16 protein-coding genes are annotated in these 16,331 nt (G+C 60.2%); 8 read left to right on the top strand and 8 right to left on the bottom strand.

Annotated features, from left to right (window positions below):
- On the top strand, positions 1-669 hold the full coding sequence (locus tag CHH27_RS15585; protein WP_094072409.1) for an MIP/aquaporin family protein: 669 nt from the start codon (positions 1-3) through the stop codon (positions 667-669).
- 30 nt (positions 670-699) lie between these two features.
- On the opposite strand, the gene CHH27_RS15580 is transcribed toward CHH27_RS15585, so the two are convergent.
- Both CHH27_RS15580 and CHH27_RS15575 read right to left on the bottom strand, forming a co-directional pair.
- Positions 700-1,152 (bottom strand): N-acetyltransferase, encoded by a 453-nt coding sequence (locus CHH27_RS15580; protein WP_094072408.1) that lies wholly within the window; start codon positions 1,150-1,152, stop codon positions 700-702.
- 15 nt (positions 1,153-1,167) lie between these two features.
- Positions 1,168-1,815 carry a GntR family transcriptional regulator gene (locus CHH27_RS15575; protein ID WP_094072407.1) on the bottom strand — a complete coding sequence of 216 codons (648 nt, stop codon included), beginning with the start codon at positions 1,813-1,815 and terminating at the stop codon, positions 1,168-1,170.
- Positions 1,816-2,000: 185 nt separating this feature from the next.
- Here CHH27_RS15575 and CHH27_RS15570 point away from each other — a divergent pair, with 185 nt between their 5' ends.
- Positions 2,001-3,242 (top strand): FAD-binding oxidoreductase, encoded by a 1,242-nt coding sequence (locus CHH27_RS15570; protein WP_094074786.1) that lies wholly within the window; start codon positions 2,001-2,003, stop codon positions 3,240-3,242.
- Between the two features lie 46 nt (positions 3,243-3,288).
- Here CHH27_RS15570 and CHH27_RS15565 read toward each other — a convergent pair whose 3' ends face one another.
- Entirely contained in the window at positions 3,289-3,714 is a 426-nt protein-coding gene (locus CHH27_RS15565; protein WP_094072406.1) for a GNAT family N-acetyltransferase, read from the bottom strand.
- A 219-nt stretch (positions 3,715-3,933) separates the two neighbouring features.
- On the bottom strand, positions 3,934-4,620 hold the full coding sequence (locus CHH27_RS15560; protein ID WP_094072405.1) for a DUF2270 domain-containing protein: 687 nt from the start codon (positions 4,618-4,620) through the stop codon (positions 3,934-3,936).
- 152 nt (positions 4,621-4,772) lie between these two features.
- On the opposite strand from CHH27_RS15560, the gene CHH27_RS15555 reads away from it, so the two are divergent.
- The gene (locus tag CHH27_RS15555) at positions 4,773-5,552 is read left to right on the top strand and encodes a hypothetical protein (RefSeq protein WP_157738951.1); all 780 of its coding nucleotides are present in this window, start codon (positions 4,773-4,775) and stop codon (positions 5,550-5,552) included.
- 50 nt (positions 5,553-5,602) lie between these two features.
- On the opposite strand, the gene CHH27_RS15550 is transcribed toward CHH27_RS15555, so the two are convergent.
- Complete coding sequence (locus CHH27_RS15550; RefSeq protein ID WP_157738950.1) at positions 5,603-6,811, bottom strand: MFS transporter; 1,209 nt, start codon at positions 6,809-6,811, stop codon at positions 5,603-5,605.
- Between the two features lie 66 nt (positions 6,812-6,877).
- On the opposite strand from CHH27_RS15550, the gene CHH27_RS15545 reads away from it, so the two are divergent.
- Positions 6,878-7,450 (top strand): CGNR zinc finger domain-containing protein, encoded by a 573-nt coding sequence (locus tag CHH27_RS15545; protein ID WP_094072402.1) that lies wholly within the window; start codon positions 6,878-6,880, stop codon positions 7,448-7,450.
- A 21-nt stretch (positions 7,451-7,471) separates the two neighbouring features.
- Positions 7,472-8,272 carry a hypothetical protein gene (locus tag CHH27_RS15540; RefSeq protein ID WP_157738949.1) on the top strand — a complete coding sequence of 267 codons (801 nt, stop codon included), beginning with the start codon at positions 7,472-7,474 and terminating at the stop codon, positions 8,270-8,272.
- Position 8,273: 1 nt separating this feature from the next.
- Here CHH27_RS15540 and CHH27_RS15535 read toward each other — a convergent pair whose 3' ends face one another.
- Positions 8,274-10,715, bottom strand: coding sequence for a Tex family protein (locus CHH27_RS15535; RefSeq protein ID WP_094072400.1), 2,442 nt, complete (start codon positions 10,713-10,715; stop codon positions 8,274-8,276).
- A 402-nt stretch (positions 10,716-11,117) separates the two neighbouring features.
- On the opposite strand from CHH27_RS15535, the gene CHH27_RS15530 reads away from it, so the two are divergent.
- Positions 11,118-11,768: a TetR/AcrR family transcriptional regulator gene (locus tag CHH27_RS15530; protein ID WP_094072399.1), complete on the top strand. Its 651-nt coding sequence runs from the start codon at positions 11,118-11,120 to the stop codon at positions 11,766-11,768.
- Here the strand turns inward: CHH27_RS15530 and CHH27_RS15525 are convergent.
- Both CHH27_RS15525 and CHH27_RS15520 read right to left on the bottom strand, forming a co-directional pair.
- Positions 11,752-12,873: an ATP-dependent RecD-like DNA helicase gene (locus CHH27_RS15525; protein WP_094072398.1), complete on the bottom strand. Its 1,122-nt coding sequence runs from the start codon at positions 12,871-12,873 to the stop codon at positions 11,752-11,754. The genes CHH27_RS15530 and CHH27_RS15525 overlap by 17 nt on opposite strands.
- 87 nt (positions 12,874-12,960) lie before the next feature.
- On the bottom strand, positions 12,961-14,283 hold the full coding sequence (locus CHH27_RS15520; RefSeq protein WP_094072397.1) for an FAD-binding oxidoreductase: 1,323 nt from the start codon (positions 14,281-14,283) through the stop codon (positions 12,961-12,963).
- A 280-nt stretch (positions 14,284-14,563) separates the two neighbouring features.
- Between CHH27_RS15520 and CHH27_RS15515 the strand changes: the two genes are divergently transcribed.
- Entirely contained in the window at positions 14,564-15,499 is a 936-nt protein-coding gene (locus CHH27_RS15515) for a fatty acid desaturase (protein ID WP_094074785.1), read from the top strand.
- Entirely contained in the window at positions 15,496-16,323 is an 828-nt protein-coding gene (locus CHH27_RS15510; RefSeq protein ID WP_208988243.1) for a phosphate/phosphite/phosphonate ABC transporter substrate-binding protein, read from the top strand. The genes CHH27_RS15515 and CHH27_RS15510 overlap by 4 nt, the downstream gene beginning before the upstream one ends.
- Positions 16,324-16,331 lie beyond the last annotated feature (8 nt).

Genomic DNA, 16,331 nt, shown 5'->3' with positions numbered 1-16,331 from the left:
ATGTCAGACTTCAGTCTCTCCCGACGTCTCACCGCCGAGGCGCTGGGAACCGCCATGCTGGTCGGCACCGTCGTTGGATCGGGCATCATGGCCGACCGCCTTTCCGATGATGTCGCCGTTTCTCTTCTTGGTAACACAATCCCGACCGGCGCGATCCTGGTGGTGCTGATCACCATTCTGGGGCCGATCTCCGGCGCCCATTTCAATCCGGCGGTGACCTTCGTGTTCTGGCTGAAGCGGGAACTTGGACTGGCGGTCGCCGGTGCCTATATCGCCTCGCAGATCCTGGGCGGCATCTGCGGTTCCCTGATTGCCCATGTGATGTTCGAGCTGCCGGTCTGGCAGGCCTCGACAACGGTGCGCACCGGCGCCGGGCAATGGGTGGCGGAAGTGGTGGCCACTTTCGGGCTTCTGGCCAGTATCCTGGCCGGCATCCGGTTCCGCGAAGCCGCCGTGCCGTGGCTGGTCGGCCTTTACATCACGGCCGCCTACTGGTTCACGGCGTCGACCTCCTTTGCCAACCCGGCCGTTGCGATCTCGCGCGCCTTCACCGACACGTTTGCCGGGATCCGTCCCGTGGATCTGCCCGGGTTTATCGTGGCGGAACTGGTGGGAGCAGCCCTGGCGCTGGTGTTGTTCTCCTGGTTGCTCACGTCTGAAAAGAAGTAAGCCCTGGACGGCAGGTTTGCTTCGCCGTGTTCAAGGAAGAGGCTCCGTCCGGAGCCTCTTTTTCATGAACCAGCGACGATGCTCGGTGGGAAAAGTGTCGGCGTCGTTTTCGAGGACGCCGAAATCGCTGTAGCCCAGCTTCAGGTAAAACGCATGCGCCGCCGGATTTGACGTGTCGAGCCAGGCGTTGGAACAACCGAGTTCCAATCCCTTTGTTTCAGCTGCTGCGACCAACTGCTTGCCAAGTCCTTTGTCACGGTGGCTGTCTTTCACCCAGAGCGTCTTGATCAGCAGCCAGCCATAGGAAGTGGCTGCCGTCAGACCCGCTACCATGTCTCCGTCCGGCAATGTCACCGACAGCACAAACGGCTCGTTGCGGCTCTGGGTGTTTGAGTGTGCGAGCGCGGCCAGCAGGTGACGCTCGATGTCTGCGGCCACGCTGTCTTCATCCCCGGCAGGAACCAACGTCACCTCGACCGACATTTTCAGCTCCCTGTCTTATTGCGGTCCGCTGACCAGAGTTGTCGCCTGCCGCCTGAGATAGAGCATCAGATTATCGGCATGTTCGCTGGCGGCCCGTTCGTCGCCGGCGGCAACAGCACGCATCACCTCCAGGTGGCTCCAGGCTGCCGGGTTAAGGTCCTCTTCGCCGAAATGACGGTACCAGAAGCGCCGGCTTTGGGTTTGCAACGGCGCCAGTGCCTTGGTGGCGAAGGGATTGCACGAGGCTTCCGCCACGACATCGTCAAAGGCCTTGTCGTGGCGCAGGTAGTCTTCGACATCCGAACGGGCGGCTGCCTCCCGCAGATCCTCCGCACAGGCCTCCAGCGTCCGGCGCTCCTCCTTGCCGGCAAGGCGCGCGGCAAGTCCTGCGACGAGTCGTTCCAGGCCGTGACGGGCTTCCAGGACTTTCAGAAAATCCGAGGGGTTCATGTCGGCAACGATGATGCCGAGGCGTGGACGGATTACAAGGAGGCCCTCCCAGCTCAGCCGCTGGATGGCTTCGCGGATCGGTGTTCGCCCGAGACCCAGCCGCTTGGTCAGACCGGCTTCCGTCACCGGTTCCCCCGGTTTCAGCCGCAGCGTGACGATTTCTTCCTCAAGTCGCAGATAGGCCTGTGCGGATTGGCTGAGGTCGCTGGACATCTGAAAAGTCGCTCATGTCTCATTTGGATGTATGGCTGATATATCAGTTGTGCGCCTGGCAGGCGAGTCTTTTGCCCTTTCATCCGTCTCGTGTGCTGGCGAGACAAAACATGGCCTTGCAGCGCCGACGGCGCTCTGAAACTGTTTGGAAGATCCAACAGCGGGAATCAGGACCAGAGGGGCAGATGAGCAAGGGACGGGTACATGTCATCGGTGCCGGGATTGTTGGTCTGGCGACGGCAGCCAGCCTCGTCCAGCGCGGGTACGAGGTGACAATTCTGGACCGGGAAGGCGTGGCAGCCGGAACCAGCCAGGGCAATGCCGCAGCTATTGCCTGGACGGATGTTGCGCCGCTGGCTTCACCCGGGCTTTGGAAGCAGGCGTTGAAATGGCTGGCAGACCCACTTGGTCCTCTGACTGTCCGCCCGGCCTATGTCTTGCAGATCCTGCCCTGGATGATGCGGTTCCTGGCGGCCTCCCGGCCTGAAAAGGTCGCCCGCAGCACGGAGGCATTGGCGGCATTGAACGGTGCCGCGCTGCCTGCCTGGGAGAATCTCTGGCGTGTTTCGGGAACCCATAACCAGGTGCGCCGCGACGGATGCCTTGAACTCTTCGATACCAGGGCGTCGCTTGAAAAGGCCCGCCGGGGCTGGGCCGAGCAACGGGACTACGGCATCGAGATCGAGGAAGCCGACCCGGCGCGACTGCGCGATCTGGAACCGGACCTGTCGGACCGGATCATCGGTGGTGCCTTCGTGCCGGGCTGGATCCAGATGGACGAGCCGAAACAGCTCTGCCTGTCGATTGCCGATTGGCTTCGGGGGCAGGGCGTCACGGTCGACATTGGCGAGGTGATGCAGCTTGAACCATCGGAGACCGGGTGCACCGTCTCACTGAAGGACGGCACGTGGTTCCAGGCAGAGCATCTGGTGATCGCCTGCGGCGCCTGGTCCAGACACCTGGCTGCGCAGCTTGGTGACCGGATCCCGCTCGACACCGAGCGGGGCTACAACATCACCGTCGCCGACCCCGGCGTTTCGGTGAGGCGCATGATCATGCTGCCAGGTCACGGATTTGTCCTGACACCTCTTTCGACCGGCCTGCGCGTTGGCGGGGCTGTTGAGTTCGGCGGTTTGAAATTGCCGCCGAACTGGCGCCGGGTTGACGCCATGGTCGCCAAGGCGCGGCTGTTTTTTCCGAAGCTGAAAACGGAGGGTGGTGAGCGCTGGATGGGTTTCCGGCCCTCCATTCCCGACAGCCTGCCGGTGATCTCACCGGCGAGTGGACACGGCCGGGTCTACTACGCCTTCGGTCACGCACATCACGGCCTGACGGAATCTGCTGTCACAGGCGAGATGATTGCCGCAATGATCGGCGGCGAGCAGCCTGTGGTTGACCCGGCGCCGTTCCGGGCCGACCGGTTTTAACGATCACAAGGAGTGAAGCGGCGGCTGGAAGGCCGCCGCTTCTGGCTCAGGGTTTCATTGCCATCTTCACGCTGATCTGCCGGGACAGGTCGTGGAAATAGGCATCGGTTTCAACAAAGCCGTAGGCGTCGTAGAACCGGCGTCCGATCCGGTTTTCCCGGAAGACTTCCACCGTGAGCGGACCTTTCTGCCTGACCGCATGGTCTACCAGGGCACGGCCGAGGCCGCGTCCATGGAACTGCGGGTCAAGAAACAGTCCGCCGATGTGATTGTCCAAAAGCGAGATGAAGCCGACAGGGGTTCCCTCGACCTCGACGACATAGGTTTCCGCCTGCGGTAGATAGGTGTCCCGGATAGCGCTGGCCGCCATGTCGTGAAACGCATCGCTCAAGAACGGATGGGCGAATTCGCTGGCTGTGCGCCAGACGCGAAGGATCCGGTCAGCGTCTTCGCTGACATAGGGTCTGATCATTTTGGATACTATTGTCCTGTTCCGATCATGAGGCATGATCGGGTGTTGTTCTTCCAGTACGGCAAAGGCATCCCGGATGCAGGAAGCGGCTTTGCGAGGGGCGCCGACGGGCGCCCGAGAAGTCAGGACATAAAATCTCCGAGTTGAACGGACGCGGCTTTACCACGGCTCGGCGCCTCTCGCCAAGCTACCTTCCTTCGTTTTTCGGCAGCTCTTGTCTCAAATCCCCTGCATGGGGGACTTGCGCTGTTCGCGATAGGCCTGGTCGAGGCGCAGCGTGACAAAGGCAAAGATCACCCAGCTCAGGTGAAAGACCAGACCGGCAAGCATGACAAGTGCACCGGGAATGGGGCCGATGGACGCGCGTTCAAACGCCTGGGAAAGACTGATCAGCGGCTCGGGGTGGATGGCAATCTTGCCGTAATAGGCAACGGCCTGGATGGCGAGAATCCAGGAATAGTTGGAGCGGAGCCGCCGTCCGGCGGCCCGTACCAGGCTGATATGGTAATGCGGCATCTCGTAGTCATCGGCGAGCATCCTGCTCCACGCGCCGGACCACGGCACTTTCCGTCCGTTGAGGATCGGTGCGTAAAGATCCGACTCCATGAGACGGGCCCGGGCCCGGAACATGTTGTAGTAGCGGTACCGCCGCGCCTCGAAAATCAGGAAGACGGTCACGAGCAGTCCGACCAGCACCATCGGAAGCGGCGAGGCGTCCTTGTTGGAGAAGGTGGCCGACAGGGCAATGCCGGTGGTGACCACGGCCCAGTTGGTGGTGTTGTCGAGGCGGGTGCGCCAATGGGTGCTGCGGAACACTTCTGCGCGGTATAAATGCGCAAGCGCACCCAGTGTGCCGGACTCGATGTCCTGTTTCGGCCAGTCCTTGTCGGGGCGTTCCTCCGTCATGCCCTTAGCCTCGCATCAGCTGATTTTAGAAAAGCTTAAAAGCAAAGCCGCGCGTGGTCGAGCCTTGTGGAAACAACCTGTTGGGTGTGGCGTTTGCATTCCTCTTGAAAGTGTCCGATACCGCCAAGACTGACAGGAATGAGACAGGCCAAATGACAGAAACGAAGAGCACGATTTCGCGTGCAGTCGCAGCAATCGTCGCCAGTCGTGGCATGACGCTGGCTTATCTCTGCTTCGTTTTCCTGATTGGTGTTCTCCAGTCCCGGGAGGCCGAAGACACCGGGTTTTCACTTGAAACCGGTCTGACAATTGGCGAGGCCTTTGCTGAAGCAGGTTTGCTTTATGTGTATTGCCTGTTCCTGCTCGGGATTGAGCGTACTTCAGCCGAAACGAGGAAAAGCGTTTGGCAATTTACCGCCCGTTACGTGTTGCTCATCTTCATGCCGTTCTATCTGATCAGTTTTGCTGCCGTTTTCGGCGTGATCTACGCAATGTCATCTCTGTTGACGCCCCTGGAAGGCACGCTTGTGCTGCTTCTGCCCATCATGGTGACAAGTTATCTCCTTCTGTTGCTGGGATTTGGCACAGCACTCCCCTCAAAGCTTGTGGGAACACAGGCTGGCATAAGTGAAGCCTTGCGCCGGGGGTGGCGTCAGTTCCGGTATCAATTTCCACGTCTTTTGGTTGGAGTGGTCGCGTTGAACCTGTTAGCTGTGGCCGTTCAGTTTCTAGCGGAAGGGTTCGCGATCAATCCCGCACCTGTGTCTTCCGAGGATGGTTTCGATCTGCCGGGATCGCTTATTCACCTGGGTGTGCGTTGCATTGATATGTTGGCGTTGGCGGTGCTTTCGGTGGTTGTTTGCGAAGCCTATCTGAGAGACTTGCGCGCCCAGGGGGAATTGATTTCAAAGGACGTTGAAGTGTTCTCGTGAAGGTGATTTGCCCCGGATTGAGCGGGTACGCTCCAGACACTTGGGTTGGTTTAGAAACGCAGCTCATTGGCTTCTGCGACTTGCCGGAACCCCTGTTTTGAAAACACAAAGATAAGCAGTGCAGCCATTGCCGGCGCAGCAAATACCAGAAACGCCAATTGCAATCCGACGAGATTGGCGACAAAACCGCTTAAGCTGGCCCCAATGAAAAATCCACTCCAGCCGATCCAGCGATAGGCGGCGACCACGCGCCCGAGTGAGCTCGCCGGGATGGTCGATTGCTGATGGGTGGCAATGGAAATGGCCCAGGTCACGCCGCCGATGCCGGCAAGGAAAGAAGTGGCCAGGACAGGCCAGAGCCCGAAACCGGCTGCCGGCACCAGCACGAATATGAGAGTTGCGACCGGGTCCAGGAGACGGGTTCTGCCATCACCCAGACGGCTCCGCAGCCAGCGATAGCAGGTAGCGCCCAGGAGTGAGCCGCAGCCCATGGCCGTCATGACATAACCAATGCCGGCAGTGCCGATGTTCAGGAAATTCTCGGACAGCGCATAGGGCACGATCAAGGTCATCCAGGCCCCCCAGGAAACGGACATCAGCGCGAGAAGAAGTGTCAGCCCTCGCTGATCCGGGCTGGCCCACAAGAGATGCGCGCCTTCCAGAAAACCGGCGAAGCCTTTCTGTCCGGAACGCGTCATGCGCTGCGGTTTCGGCAGGGCCAGGAAGCTGACCGCGACCGCAACAAAAGCCACGAGGAACACCGAGAAGGGACTGATACCCAGGAGAAGTGCAATCAGCAGCGGTGCCAGGAGCGTGGCGAAAACAGTTTTCACCCCTTGCAGCAGACTGTTGCCGTCATGAAAGCGGTCTCGGTCAACCAGATCCGGCAAGATGGTCTGGCCCGCAGTCTCTGTCAGCACTTCGCCGATGCCGACCAGGAGGCCAAGGCCGCACAGGAGCAGGACCGGGCTGGCGTCCTGTCCCGCCAGACTCAGCAAGGCGGCTGCAGCAAAGCCCGCTGCAAACAGACCGGACCAGAAACCGGCGATCCTGCCGAACCTGTCCAGGACCCAGCCGGCCGTCAGGCCGAAGAGCGGCCACGCCGCGGCAATGGCGCCGGCAACCAGCCCAACCTTCGCCGGGGAACAGCCAAGTGTGCCAGACAGTGTCGGCAGGGCGATCTTCATCAGCGTGATGCCGAGGCCGGATGCTGCCATGGCGACTGTCATGCGGAATAGAGACTGATTGCAAGGGTTCATTTGTAAGCGCCTTTTTGTATAATGGCGCTTACTAGCATGGATGAGCATGGTTGGTAATCAGATAAAATGAAAATATTGCTTACAATGGATGGGCTGGGTGAAGCGGCGGCCTTCGCGATTGACTTCGTGAACACCTTCGATCCGATGCGAGAGCCAGTGGACCTGCTGGTGGATCACGAGAAGACGGCGCGGTTCCTCGGCGGGTATCTTGAGGAAGGTGAGGTTACGGAAGAGATCGGATCGGCTCTCGTCACACACCGGGACCAATTGCGGGCAGCGTTCAAGGCGGCAGCAGAAGGTGAGCGCCTCCCGGGATCGCAGCAGGCGCAACTTGCGGGGATACCGGAGGTGACCTGGACAATGTCCCTATCGGAAGACGGCGCGCCAGTTCTGCAGATCGACCGGAACATCCCTGTGGTTCAGCGCCTGGAAGCCTGGAGCACGCTCGGCTTCCTGGCTCTTGCAAAACATGCGCCGGACCGCATTCGGGTCTGCCAGTCCGCTCCGTGCGAGGAAATCTTCCAGGATCAAACCAAGGCGGGGCGCCAGAAATTCTGCTCCAAACGCTGCAACACCAGGTTCAACGTGGCTCAACACCGTTTGAGAGAACGGGTAGAGCGGTCACGTCCGGTCAAGTGATGCCGGGCCGGCACTACCTGTTTGCAAACAGGTGCAAAAGGTGATTATTGGCAAAATTATCAATTTCATGGTGGTGACTTGAACCGCGACAAGGGACTGTTTGGGCAAACGTTCGAAACGTTGTTTGCACTCCGAAACCTCGCTCTGGCGTATTTTGTGGTCTACAGCGCGATTTCGATCGTTGATACCTGGTATGAAGACAGCTGGGAAACACTTGCCGCAATTGCAATTGTCGGGGCGGTGTTCAATTTCTTCTTTCTCTGCCGGTTGCTCGGCATCCCAAGGGAACGGCAAGGTTGGCGTTTGTTCGCCGGCTATGCGCCCTGGCACGTGCTGTTGCTCTATGTTGCCGGTTTCGCCGGTCTCCATTTTCTGGAGTGGGTATTTGACCCGCTGATTGCGCAAGCTGAAGAAAACCCGCTGCTGCTGCTGGGGTACCTCCTGTGCGCCCTTTTGCTGATTCTTTTTCCACCCGTTCTGTGTGGAACGGTGTTGCCGGCAAGGCTTCTTCGCCTGCAGGAAGCTGTCTTCAGGGGAGTGCGTCAATCCGGTTATCTGCTGCCAAGGATCATCGGCGTTTTTCTGCCGATTCTCATTTTTGAAGCTGCGCTGGCCGCAAGTGTCTATCTGACCGGCCCCGAGACCCTGCCGGTGACACCCTCCGGGCATATCAGTTCATTCAGTCTCGTCAGTCTTCTTCTGTCAAACCTTATCGGCCTGCTTGCGGAGGCTGTGTTCATGGTGATCACAGCCAACACTTATCTGAAAGATCTGCGGGAACGCGGTGAGCTTCCCGCCGTGGATGCGGACGTTTTTTCCTAGGTCACTTCCGCTTCTTGTTCATGGCCGCGGCCAGGGCTGCCGCCATGGCATTGTTGCCGCCATCGCCACCGGATCCTTTTGGCGCCTCGCCCTTGCCGCCACGCGGTCCCGAGCCGCCGGGACCACGTCCACCCGGGCCCTTGCTTCCCGGACCGCCCGGTCCGCGGCCACCGCGATCCTGCTGGCCCCGTTCGCGCTGACCCTGGTAGTCGGCCTGGGATTTCATGGTCATGGAAATGCGCTTGCGCGGCACGTCCACCTCCAGGATGGTCACCTTGACGATGTCTCCGGCCTTGACGATCTTGTGCGGGTCGTCGACGAAACGGTCTGCGAGCTGCGAGACATGCACCAGCCCGTCCTGGTGTACGCCGACATCGACAAAGGCGCCGAAATTGGTGACGTTGGTGACCGTGCCTTCCAGCTTCATGCCGGGTTTCAGGTCCTTGATCTCCTCGACACCGTCCTGGAGCGCCGCCGTCTTGAATTCCGGGCGCGGGTCACGGCCGGGCTTTTCCAGTTCCGACAGGATATCCTTCACCGTCGGCAGGCCGAAAGTGTCGTCGGTGAATTCAGCCGGGTCGAGGCCGCTCAGAAGTGAAGCGTCGCCCATGATCTGGCGCAGGTCCCGGCCGCAGGCTTTCACGATGCGCTTGGCCAGCGGGTAGGCCTCCGGGTGCACAGAGGAGGCGTCCAGCGGTTCCTTGCCGTCGGTGATGCGCAGGAAACCTGCGCAGAGTTCAAAGGCCTTGGCGCCGAGACGTGGCACGTCCTTCAGCTGCGAGCGCTTTTCGAAGCGGCCGATGGAGTCCCGGTGTTCGACGACCGCCTTGGCAAGGCTGTCGGAAAGACCGGAGATGCGCGACAGCAGGGCCGGGGAAGCGGTGTTGAGATCGACGCCGACGGCGTTCACCGCGTCTTCGACAACGGCATCCAGCGCGCGGGCAAGCTTGCTCTGGTTGACGTCGTGCTGATACTGGCCGACGCCGATGGATTTCGGTTCGATCTTGACCAGTTCGGCCAGTGGATCCTGCAGACGCCGGGCAATCGACGCTGCGCCGCGCAGGGAGACATCGATATCCGGCATTTCCCTTGCCGCCAGTTCGGATGCGGAATAGACCGAGGCACCGGCCTCGTTGACGATCACCTTCACCGGGCGCTGAGCGGACGGAATGTCTGAGAGTACATCGCCGGCCAGTTTATCGGTCTCGCGGCTGGCCGTGCCGTTGCCGATGGCGATCAGGCCGACCTTGTGCTTGGCGATCAGTGCCATGAGCGTTGCCCTGGAACCGGTCAAATCGTTCCGCGGCTGAAACGGATAGATGGTTGCTGTGTCGACAAGCTTGCCGGTTTCGTCGACCACGGCCACCTTGACACCCGTGCGAATGCCCGGGTCAAGGCCAAGCGTCGCCCTGGCGCCGGCCGGAGCGGCGAGCAGAAGGTCCTTGAGGTTGCGGGCAAAGACCTGGATTGCCTCTTCTTCGGCCTTGTCTCGCAAGACCCCCATCAGGTCGAGTTCCAGATGAAGCGCGAGTTTCACCTTCCAGGCAAAGCGGGCCGCTTCCATCAGCCACTTGTCTGCCGGCCGGCCACGATCGGCTATCCCGTATGTGTCGGCGACCATCCTGACGGCCGGGAGCACCGGTGAAACGTCATCGTCATCGACCGTCAGGTCGACGGAGAGAATGCCTTCGTTGCGTCCACGAAAGAGGGCAAGCGCCCGGTGGCTGGGGATCTTCGACCATTTTTCCGAATAGTCGAAATAGTCGGTGAATTTGGCGCCCTTGTCGGCCATGCCGTCAATCAGTTTCGACTGCACGACGCCGCGCTCCTCGACATGACGGCGCAGCCGGCCGACCAGCTCGGCGTTCTCGGCAAAGCGTTCCATCAGGATCTGGCGGGCCCCGTCGAGAGCCGCCTTGGTGTCGGCAATGCCCTTGCCGTCATCGAAAAAGGCCTTCGCTTCCGTTTCCGGGTCCCTTGAGGGATCGGACAGGAGCAGGTCCGCCAGTGGTTCCAGGCCGGCCTCGCGGGCGATCTGGGCTTTCGTGCGGCGCTTTTTCTTGAACGGCAGATAGATGTCTTCCAGCTGGGACTTGGTCTCTGCGGCCTGTATGCTGTTCGTCAGATCGTCGGTGAGCTTGCCCTGCTCTTCGATCGACTTTGTAATGGCAACGCGTCTGTCCTCAAGCTCCCGAAGGTAGATCAGGCGCTCTTCCAGTTTGCGCAGCTGGCTGTCATCCAGGCCGCCGGTGGCTTCCTTGCGGTAGCGGGCGATGAAGGGCACGGTCGAACCTTCATCGAGCATCTGAACGGTGGCGTTGACCTGACCGGCCTTGCAGCCGATTTCGTTCGCTATCCGGTGTGCGATGCGCAGCGCCGTTTCGGCGCCGGCAGGTGCCTTGGTGGCAGGAAGGGTGGTGTCAGAGGTGGGAACACTTGCCATTTACGAAGGTGCTTTCGCTACTGAAAATCCGAGCCGCGAAGATAAGCCGCCTCAATCGGGTGGAAAAGAGACCAGAGGGCTCCTTCCACCATCATTTCGGAAATCGCTCGATTCAGTAAGGTTTTCTTCCGTTCTCAAACCCGACCTGAAACCGGATCGTCTGAATTGCACAACCGCATGCAATTTGGTACGCGCTTATGGGTTGAATCTGCCGTTTTTGTGTACGTGCTGCAATAAAATGCGTATTCTGCGTTCAAAAGGACACGCTATCCTTTTGACAAAATACCGTGTTTGATTTCGCATCATGCAGATCCGAGCCGCGATGGCGGCGTAGCTCAGGCGCCGGGTAAGTGGGCACCCGCAGGACTTGGGCGGACGGTTTGTTATAGGGAGGACAGACCGATGGCCCGTGGCCGACCGAGAAAAGTGAGTACCAAGGACGCGCTTCATTCCGTGATGGTGGCCTTCTGGCAGAACGGCTATTCGGGCACCTCCATGAGCGATCTGGCGGAAGCCTCCGGAATGGCCAAGCCAGGCCTCTATGCAGCCTTTGGCGACAAGGAAGCGCTGTTTGAAAAGGCGCTGCTCCATTACTTCGAAACCTATGGCGGACCGGTCTTTGCCAGGCTGAACCTTGCAAGCAAGGATGTTGTCAGCGACTTCCGCGATTTCCTCGGCGCCATTGCCGACCTGACGCTCGACCGGAACACGCCGGCGGGCTGTTTCCTGGTCAATGCGCTGGTGGACTGCACCTACGGACCGGAACGTCACCAGGAGGTGGTCACCGGCTTGCGCGAGTCGCGGTTCAACGCGATCCGGGACCGCTTGCTGAAAGCCGCAGACGCTGGTGAGCTTCGCGATGACGCGGATATCGACCGCGCGGCGACCTTCCTCGACGGACAGTTTTCGGCAATCGCGCTTCTTGGCCGCAGTGGCATCAGCGAGCCCGAGCTGAAGACCTTTGTCGAGACCGGCCTGCAATCCCTGCCGGTGCGGGACGAGCTGGCCGGGTTTTCCGACAGCGCCTTGAATTCGCCTATCTTACGACAGTAATCCGCTCGGCCGCCCGGGTGACGGCCGTATAGAGCCAGCGGCTCTTGTGTTCGCGAAACGCCCAGCTTTCGTCGAACAGGACGACGCTGTCCCATTGTGAGCCCTGGGCCTTGTGCACGGTGAGCGCATAACCGTAGTCGAATTCGTCGGCCTTGCGCCGGATGGTATAGGGTATGGCCTCGGCGCCATCCTCGAACATGGCCGGCAGCACCTTTACCTTCACGGCCGTCCGCGAAAGTTCGTCCTCCGACACAACATCGAAACGAAGCGTGTTGCCACGCGGCGGTCGTAGCCGCTTGACCGTCCAGAGACCGCCATTGAGCAATCCCTTGGTCTTGTCATTGCGCAGGCAGACGAGTTTGTCACCGACAGCCGGCATCGGCGTGTCGAATTCCTTCAGCTCCCGGATGCGTCCGTTATAGAGCCGGCGGGTCTTGTTGGTTCCGACCAGCACCTGGTCGGCGTCCAGGATCTGGTCCTTGTCGATCTCGCGCCGGTGAATGACCTTGCTCTCGCCAAAGACGCCATAATCGAGCTGGCCGCCGTCCCGGATGGTCATGGACATGCGCACGATCGGATTGTCCTGAGCCTGCCGGTGAACCTCGGTCAGCATCACATCCGGTTCGGCTTCGGTAAAATAGCCTCCGCCCTTGACCGGTGGCAACTGGGCAGGGTCGCCCAGGACAAGCACCGGCGTGCCGAAGGACAGAAGATCCTTGCCGAGCTCTTCGTCGACCATCGAACATTCGTCGATGACGATCAGGCTCGCCGTGGCCGCTGCGCTGTCGCGCTTGATGGCGAATTGCGGTCCGCTGTCCTCCTCATCGTCATCGAGCTCTTCTTCCTCCTTGGCGGAGCGCGGACGGTAGATCAGCGAATGGATCGTCCCGGCATCCTCACAGCCCTTCTGGCGCAGAACATGGGCTGCCTTGCCAGTGAAAGCACCAAAGCACACGTCCCCGTCGATGCCTTCGGCGAGATGACGTGCAAGCGTGGTCTTGCCGGTGCCTGCGTAGCCAAACAGGCGGAACACCTGACGGTCGCCGCGCTTCAGCCAGTCGGCGGTTTGCTGCAGGGCGTCATCTTGTTGCGGGGACCAGGCCACGGAGAAGCTCCTTCGGGATCAGACCCGGTTGCTTACCCTGAAATGTGCGATTCGACCACGGTGGATTTCCGGTTCCCGGCGGTCGGGTCACCCCAGCACGGAGAAGGAACTTTCTTTCGTCAATTCCCGCTTTCTGGAGAAGGTCGCCGTGTTGAGGGCATGGTCGACATGGCTGAGACGGAACTGCAAGGGCGCGTTGTCCTGGTCGCCGCCGTCTTCGCAGTAGGAGATGAGATCGGTCATCAGGCGGCCTGCAACCGGCGCGTTCTTGAACTGGTTGCCGCTGGTGCCGATGGCCAGGTAATAGCCGTCGACATCGGTGCGGTCATAGACCGGCAGCCAGTCGTCGGTGGCATCATAAAGATCGGCAATGCCGACCGGATGCTGCGAAACGCCAAGCTCGGGCAGGCGCTGCGAATAGCGATAGGCATAGGCCAGCGCGCGATCGGTGAGGTCGCGCGCAAAGTTGTCCGGGTTTTCCTCGATATGGACGTCGCAGGCCGGGTTCTGGCTGCCGATCATCAGCTGGCCGCCGCTGCCGGGTTTGACATAGACCGCAATGTCGTTGTCGGAGACAATCAGTCCTTCCCGGGAATAACCGAGGCGTTCCGGTGGCTTGATCTGCACCACTTCCTGCCGTAGCGGGCGATGGCCGATCCTGATGCCGGGATCGCCTTCAAGCAGCGCGTTCACCTTGCCGGAATGCGGCCCGGCGACATTGATCACGATACCGCCCGGAACATGCGTTCCGTCTGCGCACGAGACACCGGTTACCCGGTTGTCCTGGACGGGAATGGCCGTGACCCTGGTGTTGAAGCGGAACTCCGCGCCCAGGCGTGCAGCAGCGTCCTTGAGGTTTCGTGCGGCGATCTGCGGGTCGTCCACATAACCGCTCCAGGGAAAATAGACCCCGCCGTCAAGCACGCCGCCAGTTGGCGTGCCGAAGTCGTCGTCCTCCATGGTCTTGGCAGGTGCATAGCAGGTAAGGTCATAACCGGGCAGCTCTTCCTGGATTTTCTCCGCCCCCCAGTGTTCGTAGGGAATGCCAAGCCGGTCGGCATGTTCCAGCACGTGTTTCTGATAATTGTCCGCGGCCGTCTTCATGACCAGCGTGCCGGTTTCAACAAAGCGTGCAAGGCCTTCCTCGGTATCGGCCCCGATCGTCTGCTGCCAGGCTTTCCAGTCATGATAGCCTTCCAGGGCCATCGCGGTGCCGTCGAGCGTGGAATAATAGGTCCGGATGACGGCGGCAGAGGAAGAGGTCGATCCATAGCCGGCTGCCGGCAGGGCATCGACATTCAGGGTCTTGTAACCCTTGCGAGAAAGGGACAGGGCAACGGCGCAGCCAATGATACCGGCACCGATGATGATGACGTCATAGCGGGCAGGGGAGGCGTTTGGTGCAGCCATTGCAGGTTTCCTTTTGACTTTTGGTCCAAGAACAAAAGACGCGCCGGTCTTTGTCTACCGTTAAAACCGCCACTCGGTGTTCAGATCCGGCCATGGCGGTTAGAAAAACTACGAGAATGAAGATAATTTTCTTCAACTATTTAACTTTGTCACCAATATGGTGAATTTGGTAACCTGTGCAGAATTTGTTCCCAAGTCTCAAATTGAAGCCTGAGATTCTCTTCCGCATAGTGGAGGCGTTCTCGGTTTTTACCGCTATTTCAACAATTTGGAGACTTTCGTGCTGCGCGCAAACTTCTGCGAATGGCCGACGCTGGCGCTGATATTGGCCACGTCGGCAACTTGGATGCTGTTGATTGGATTATACGGCGAACTTGGCCCCTGGGTGGTTTGTCCCTTGGCCGTGCTCACGGTAACGCTGCAATCCTCCCTGCAACATGAAGTGCTGCATGGGCACCCGACCCGCAATCCGGCGGTCAACGAGGCGCTCGTCTATTGCTCGCTCGGTCTCTGGATTCCCTATCGCCGGTTCAAGTCGCTGCATCTGCGTCATCACAACAATGACCGCCTCACTGATCCTTACGATGATCCGGAAAGTTTCTATCTGGCATGGCGCGACTGGCAGAGCCTGCCACGGCCGATCAAATTCGTCCTGACGCTCAACAATTCCCTGCTCGGGCGTCTGTTGATCGGTCCGGCGGTGTCCATGGTCGGTTTTCTGGGAGCGGAAATCCGGATGATGCTGGCCGGAGACCGTGTGGTCATGCGGGCCTGGTTGCACCACATAGCCGGCGCGGTGCCGGTGGTGCTCTTCGTGACACTTGTTGGCGGCATGCCGCTCTGGTTCTATCTTCTGACCGTCGCCTATCCGGCCATGAGCCTGTTGATGCTGCGCACCTTTGCCGAACACCGGGCCCACGAAAATGCCGAAGCCCGGTCGATCATCGTGGAGTTCTGCCCGCTGTTTTCACTTCTGTTCCTGAACAACAACCTGCATGTCGTCCACCATGCCAATCCGAGAACGGCCTGGTACAAGCTGCCGGGGATCTATCGCAGCAATCGGGACGACTGGCAGAAACGCAATGAAGGTTATGTCTTCGCGAGCTATTTCGCTCTGGCGACGCGGTATTTCTTCAAAGTGAAAGAACCTGTGGCCCACCCGCTCAGGCACACGCCGGCTCAGGCGGGCAACGTACCGGAAAGGGTGGCGTCTTGACGGATAGTCCCTTTTTGCAAGTCCGGCTGCCGATGTATGACTGGCCGGAAGTGCGGGATGCCACGGCGGAACTTGAAAGCGCGCTGCAAGGCGCGCTTTCCGGCGTTCTGGGGCTGGCTCCCGGAGATCTGCGGGCCTGGCCGGTGACCGATGATCTTGAAGCGGTCTGGCGGCATCCGGATCTGCTGCTGACCCAGACCTGCGGTTATCCATTGAGCCACGCGCTGGACGGCAGGGTACGGGTGCTGGGCGCGCCGGTTTATGATGCCGAGGGCTGTGACGGTCCGCGGTATTGCAGCCATCTTGTGGTGCACAGTGACAGCCGGTTTCAAAGCCTGGATGAGTTGCGCGGGCGGCGGGCGGTCTTTAACGGATCGGACAGCCAGTCCGGCATGAATGCCTTTCGGCATGCGGTGGCGCAGCTGACATCCGGCCGCGTGTTCTTTTCCGATCTCGTGCAAAGCGGCAGCCATCTCGGGTCGATGAAAGCCGTCGCAGCCGGTGAGGCGGATGTTGCCTGTATCGATGCGGTCTGCTGGTCACTCGCCCGCCAGGAACTTCCCGAACTGACAGCTTCCTTGCGCGCAATCGGGCAGACGGCGAGCGTGCCCGGCCTGCCGTTCATTACATCGCTTCGCTTCTCCGATGCTGAAGCGGATTTGATTGCGGACACGGTTGGAGAGGTTCTGACAGGGCCTGAAACGGCAAAAAGCCGCGAGCGCCTGGGCATTCGCGGCTTTTCAAAACTCAATGTCAGCGACTATTCCGGTATCCTGGCCATGGAAAGCCAGGCGGCTGCGCTGGGATATCCGGAGCTGGCCTGACGGCCAGC

The organism is Labrenzia sp. VG12 (assembly GCF_002237595.1).
Classification (GTDB): Bacteria; Pseudomonadota; Alphaproteobacteria; order Rhizobiales; family Stappiaceae; genus Roseibium.
The sequence above is the reverse complement of the archived record's forward strand: the minus strand, read 5'-3'. Positions and strand labels throughout refer to the sequence as shown.

Coding starts and splice junctions, on each gene's coding strand:
- CHH27_RS15565 (WP_094072406.1), bottom strand. CDS start 3,714: ATGATCAGACCCTATGTCAGCGAAGACGCTGACCGGATCCTTCGCGTC.
- CHH27_RS15550 (WP_157738950.1), bottom strand. CDS start 6,811: ATGAACCCTTGCAATCAGTCTCTATTCCGCATGACAGTCGCCATGGCA.
- CHH27_RS15585 (WP_094072409.1), top strand. CDS start 1: ATGTCAGACTTCAGTCTCTCCCGACGTCTCACCGCCGAGGCGCTGGGA.
- CHH27_RS15520 (WP_094072397.1), bottom strand. CDS start 14,283: ATGGCTGCACCAAACGCCTCCCCTGCCCGCTATGACGTCATCATCATC.
- CHH27_RS15555 (WP_157738951.1), top strand. CDS start 4,773: ATGACAGAAACGAAGAGCACGATTTCGCGTGCAGTCGCAGCAATCGTC.
- CHH27_RS15545 (WP_094072402.1), top strand. CDS start 6,878: ATGAAAATATTGCTTACAATGGATGGGCTGGGTGAAGCGGCGGCCTTC.
- CHH27_RS15580 (WP_094072408.1), bottom strand. CDS start 1,152: ATGTCGGTCGAGGTGACGTTGGTTCCTGCCGGGGATGAAGACAGCGTG.
- CHH27_RS15575 (WP_094072407.1), bottom strand. CDS start 1,815: ATGTCCAGCGACCTCAGCCAATCCGCACAGGCCTATCTGCGACTTGAG.
- CHH27_RS15560 (WP_094072405.1), bottom strand. CDS start 4,620: ATGACGGAGGAACGCCCCGACAAGGACTGGCCGAAACAGGACATCGAG.
- CHH27_RS15570 (WP_094074786.1), top strand. CDS start 2,001: ATGAGCAAGGGACGGGTACATGTCATCGGTGCCGGGATTGTTGGTCTG.
- CHH27_RS15535 (WP_094072400.1), bottom strand. CDS start 10,715: ATGGCAAGTGTTCCCACCTCTGACACCACCCTTCCTGCCACCAAGGCA.
- CHH27_RS15530 (WP_094072399.1), top strand. CDS start 11,118: ATGGCCCGTGGCCGACCGAGAAAAGTGAGTACCAAGGACGCGCTTCAT.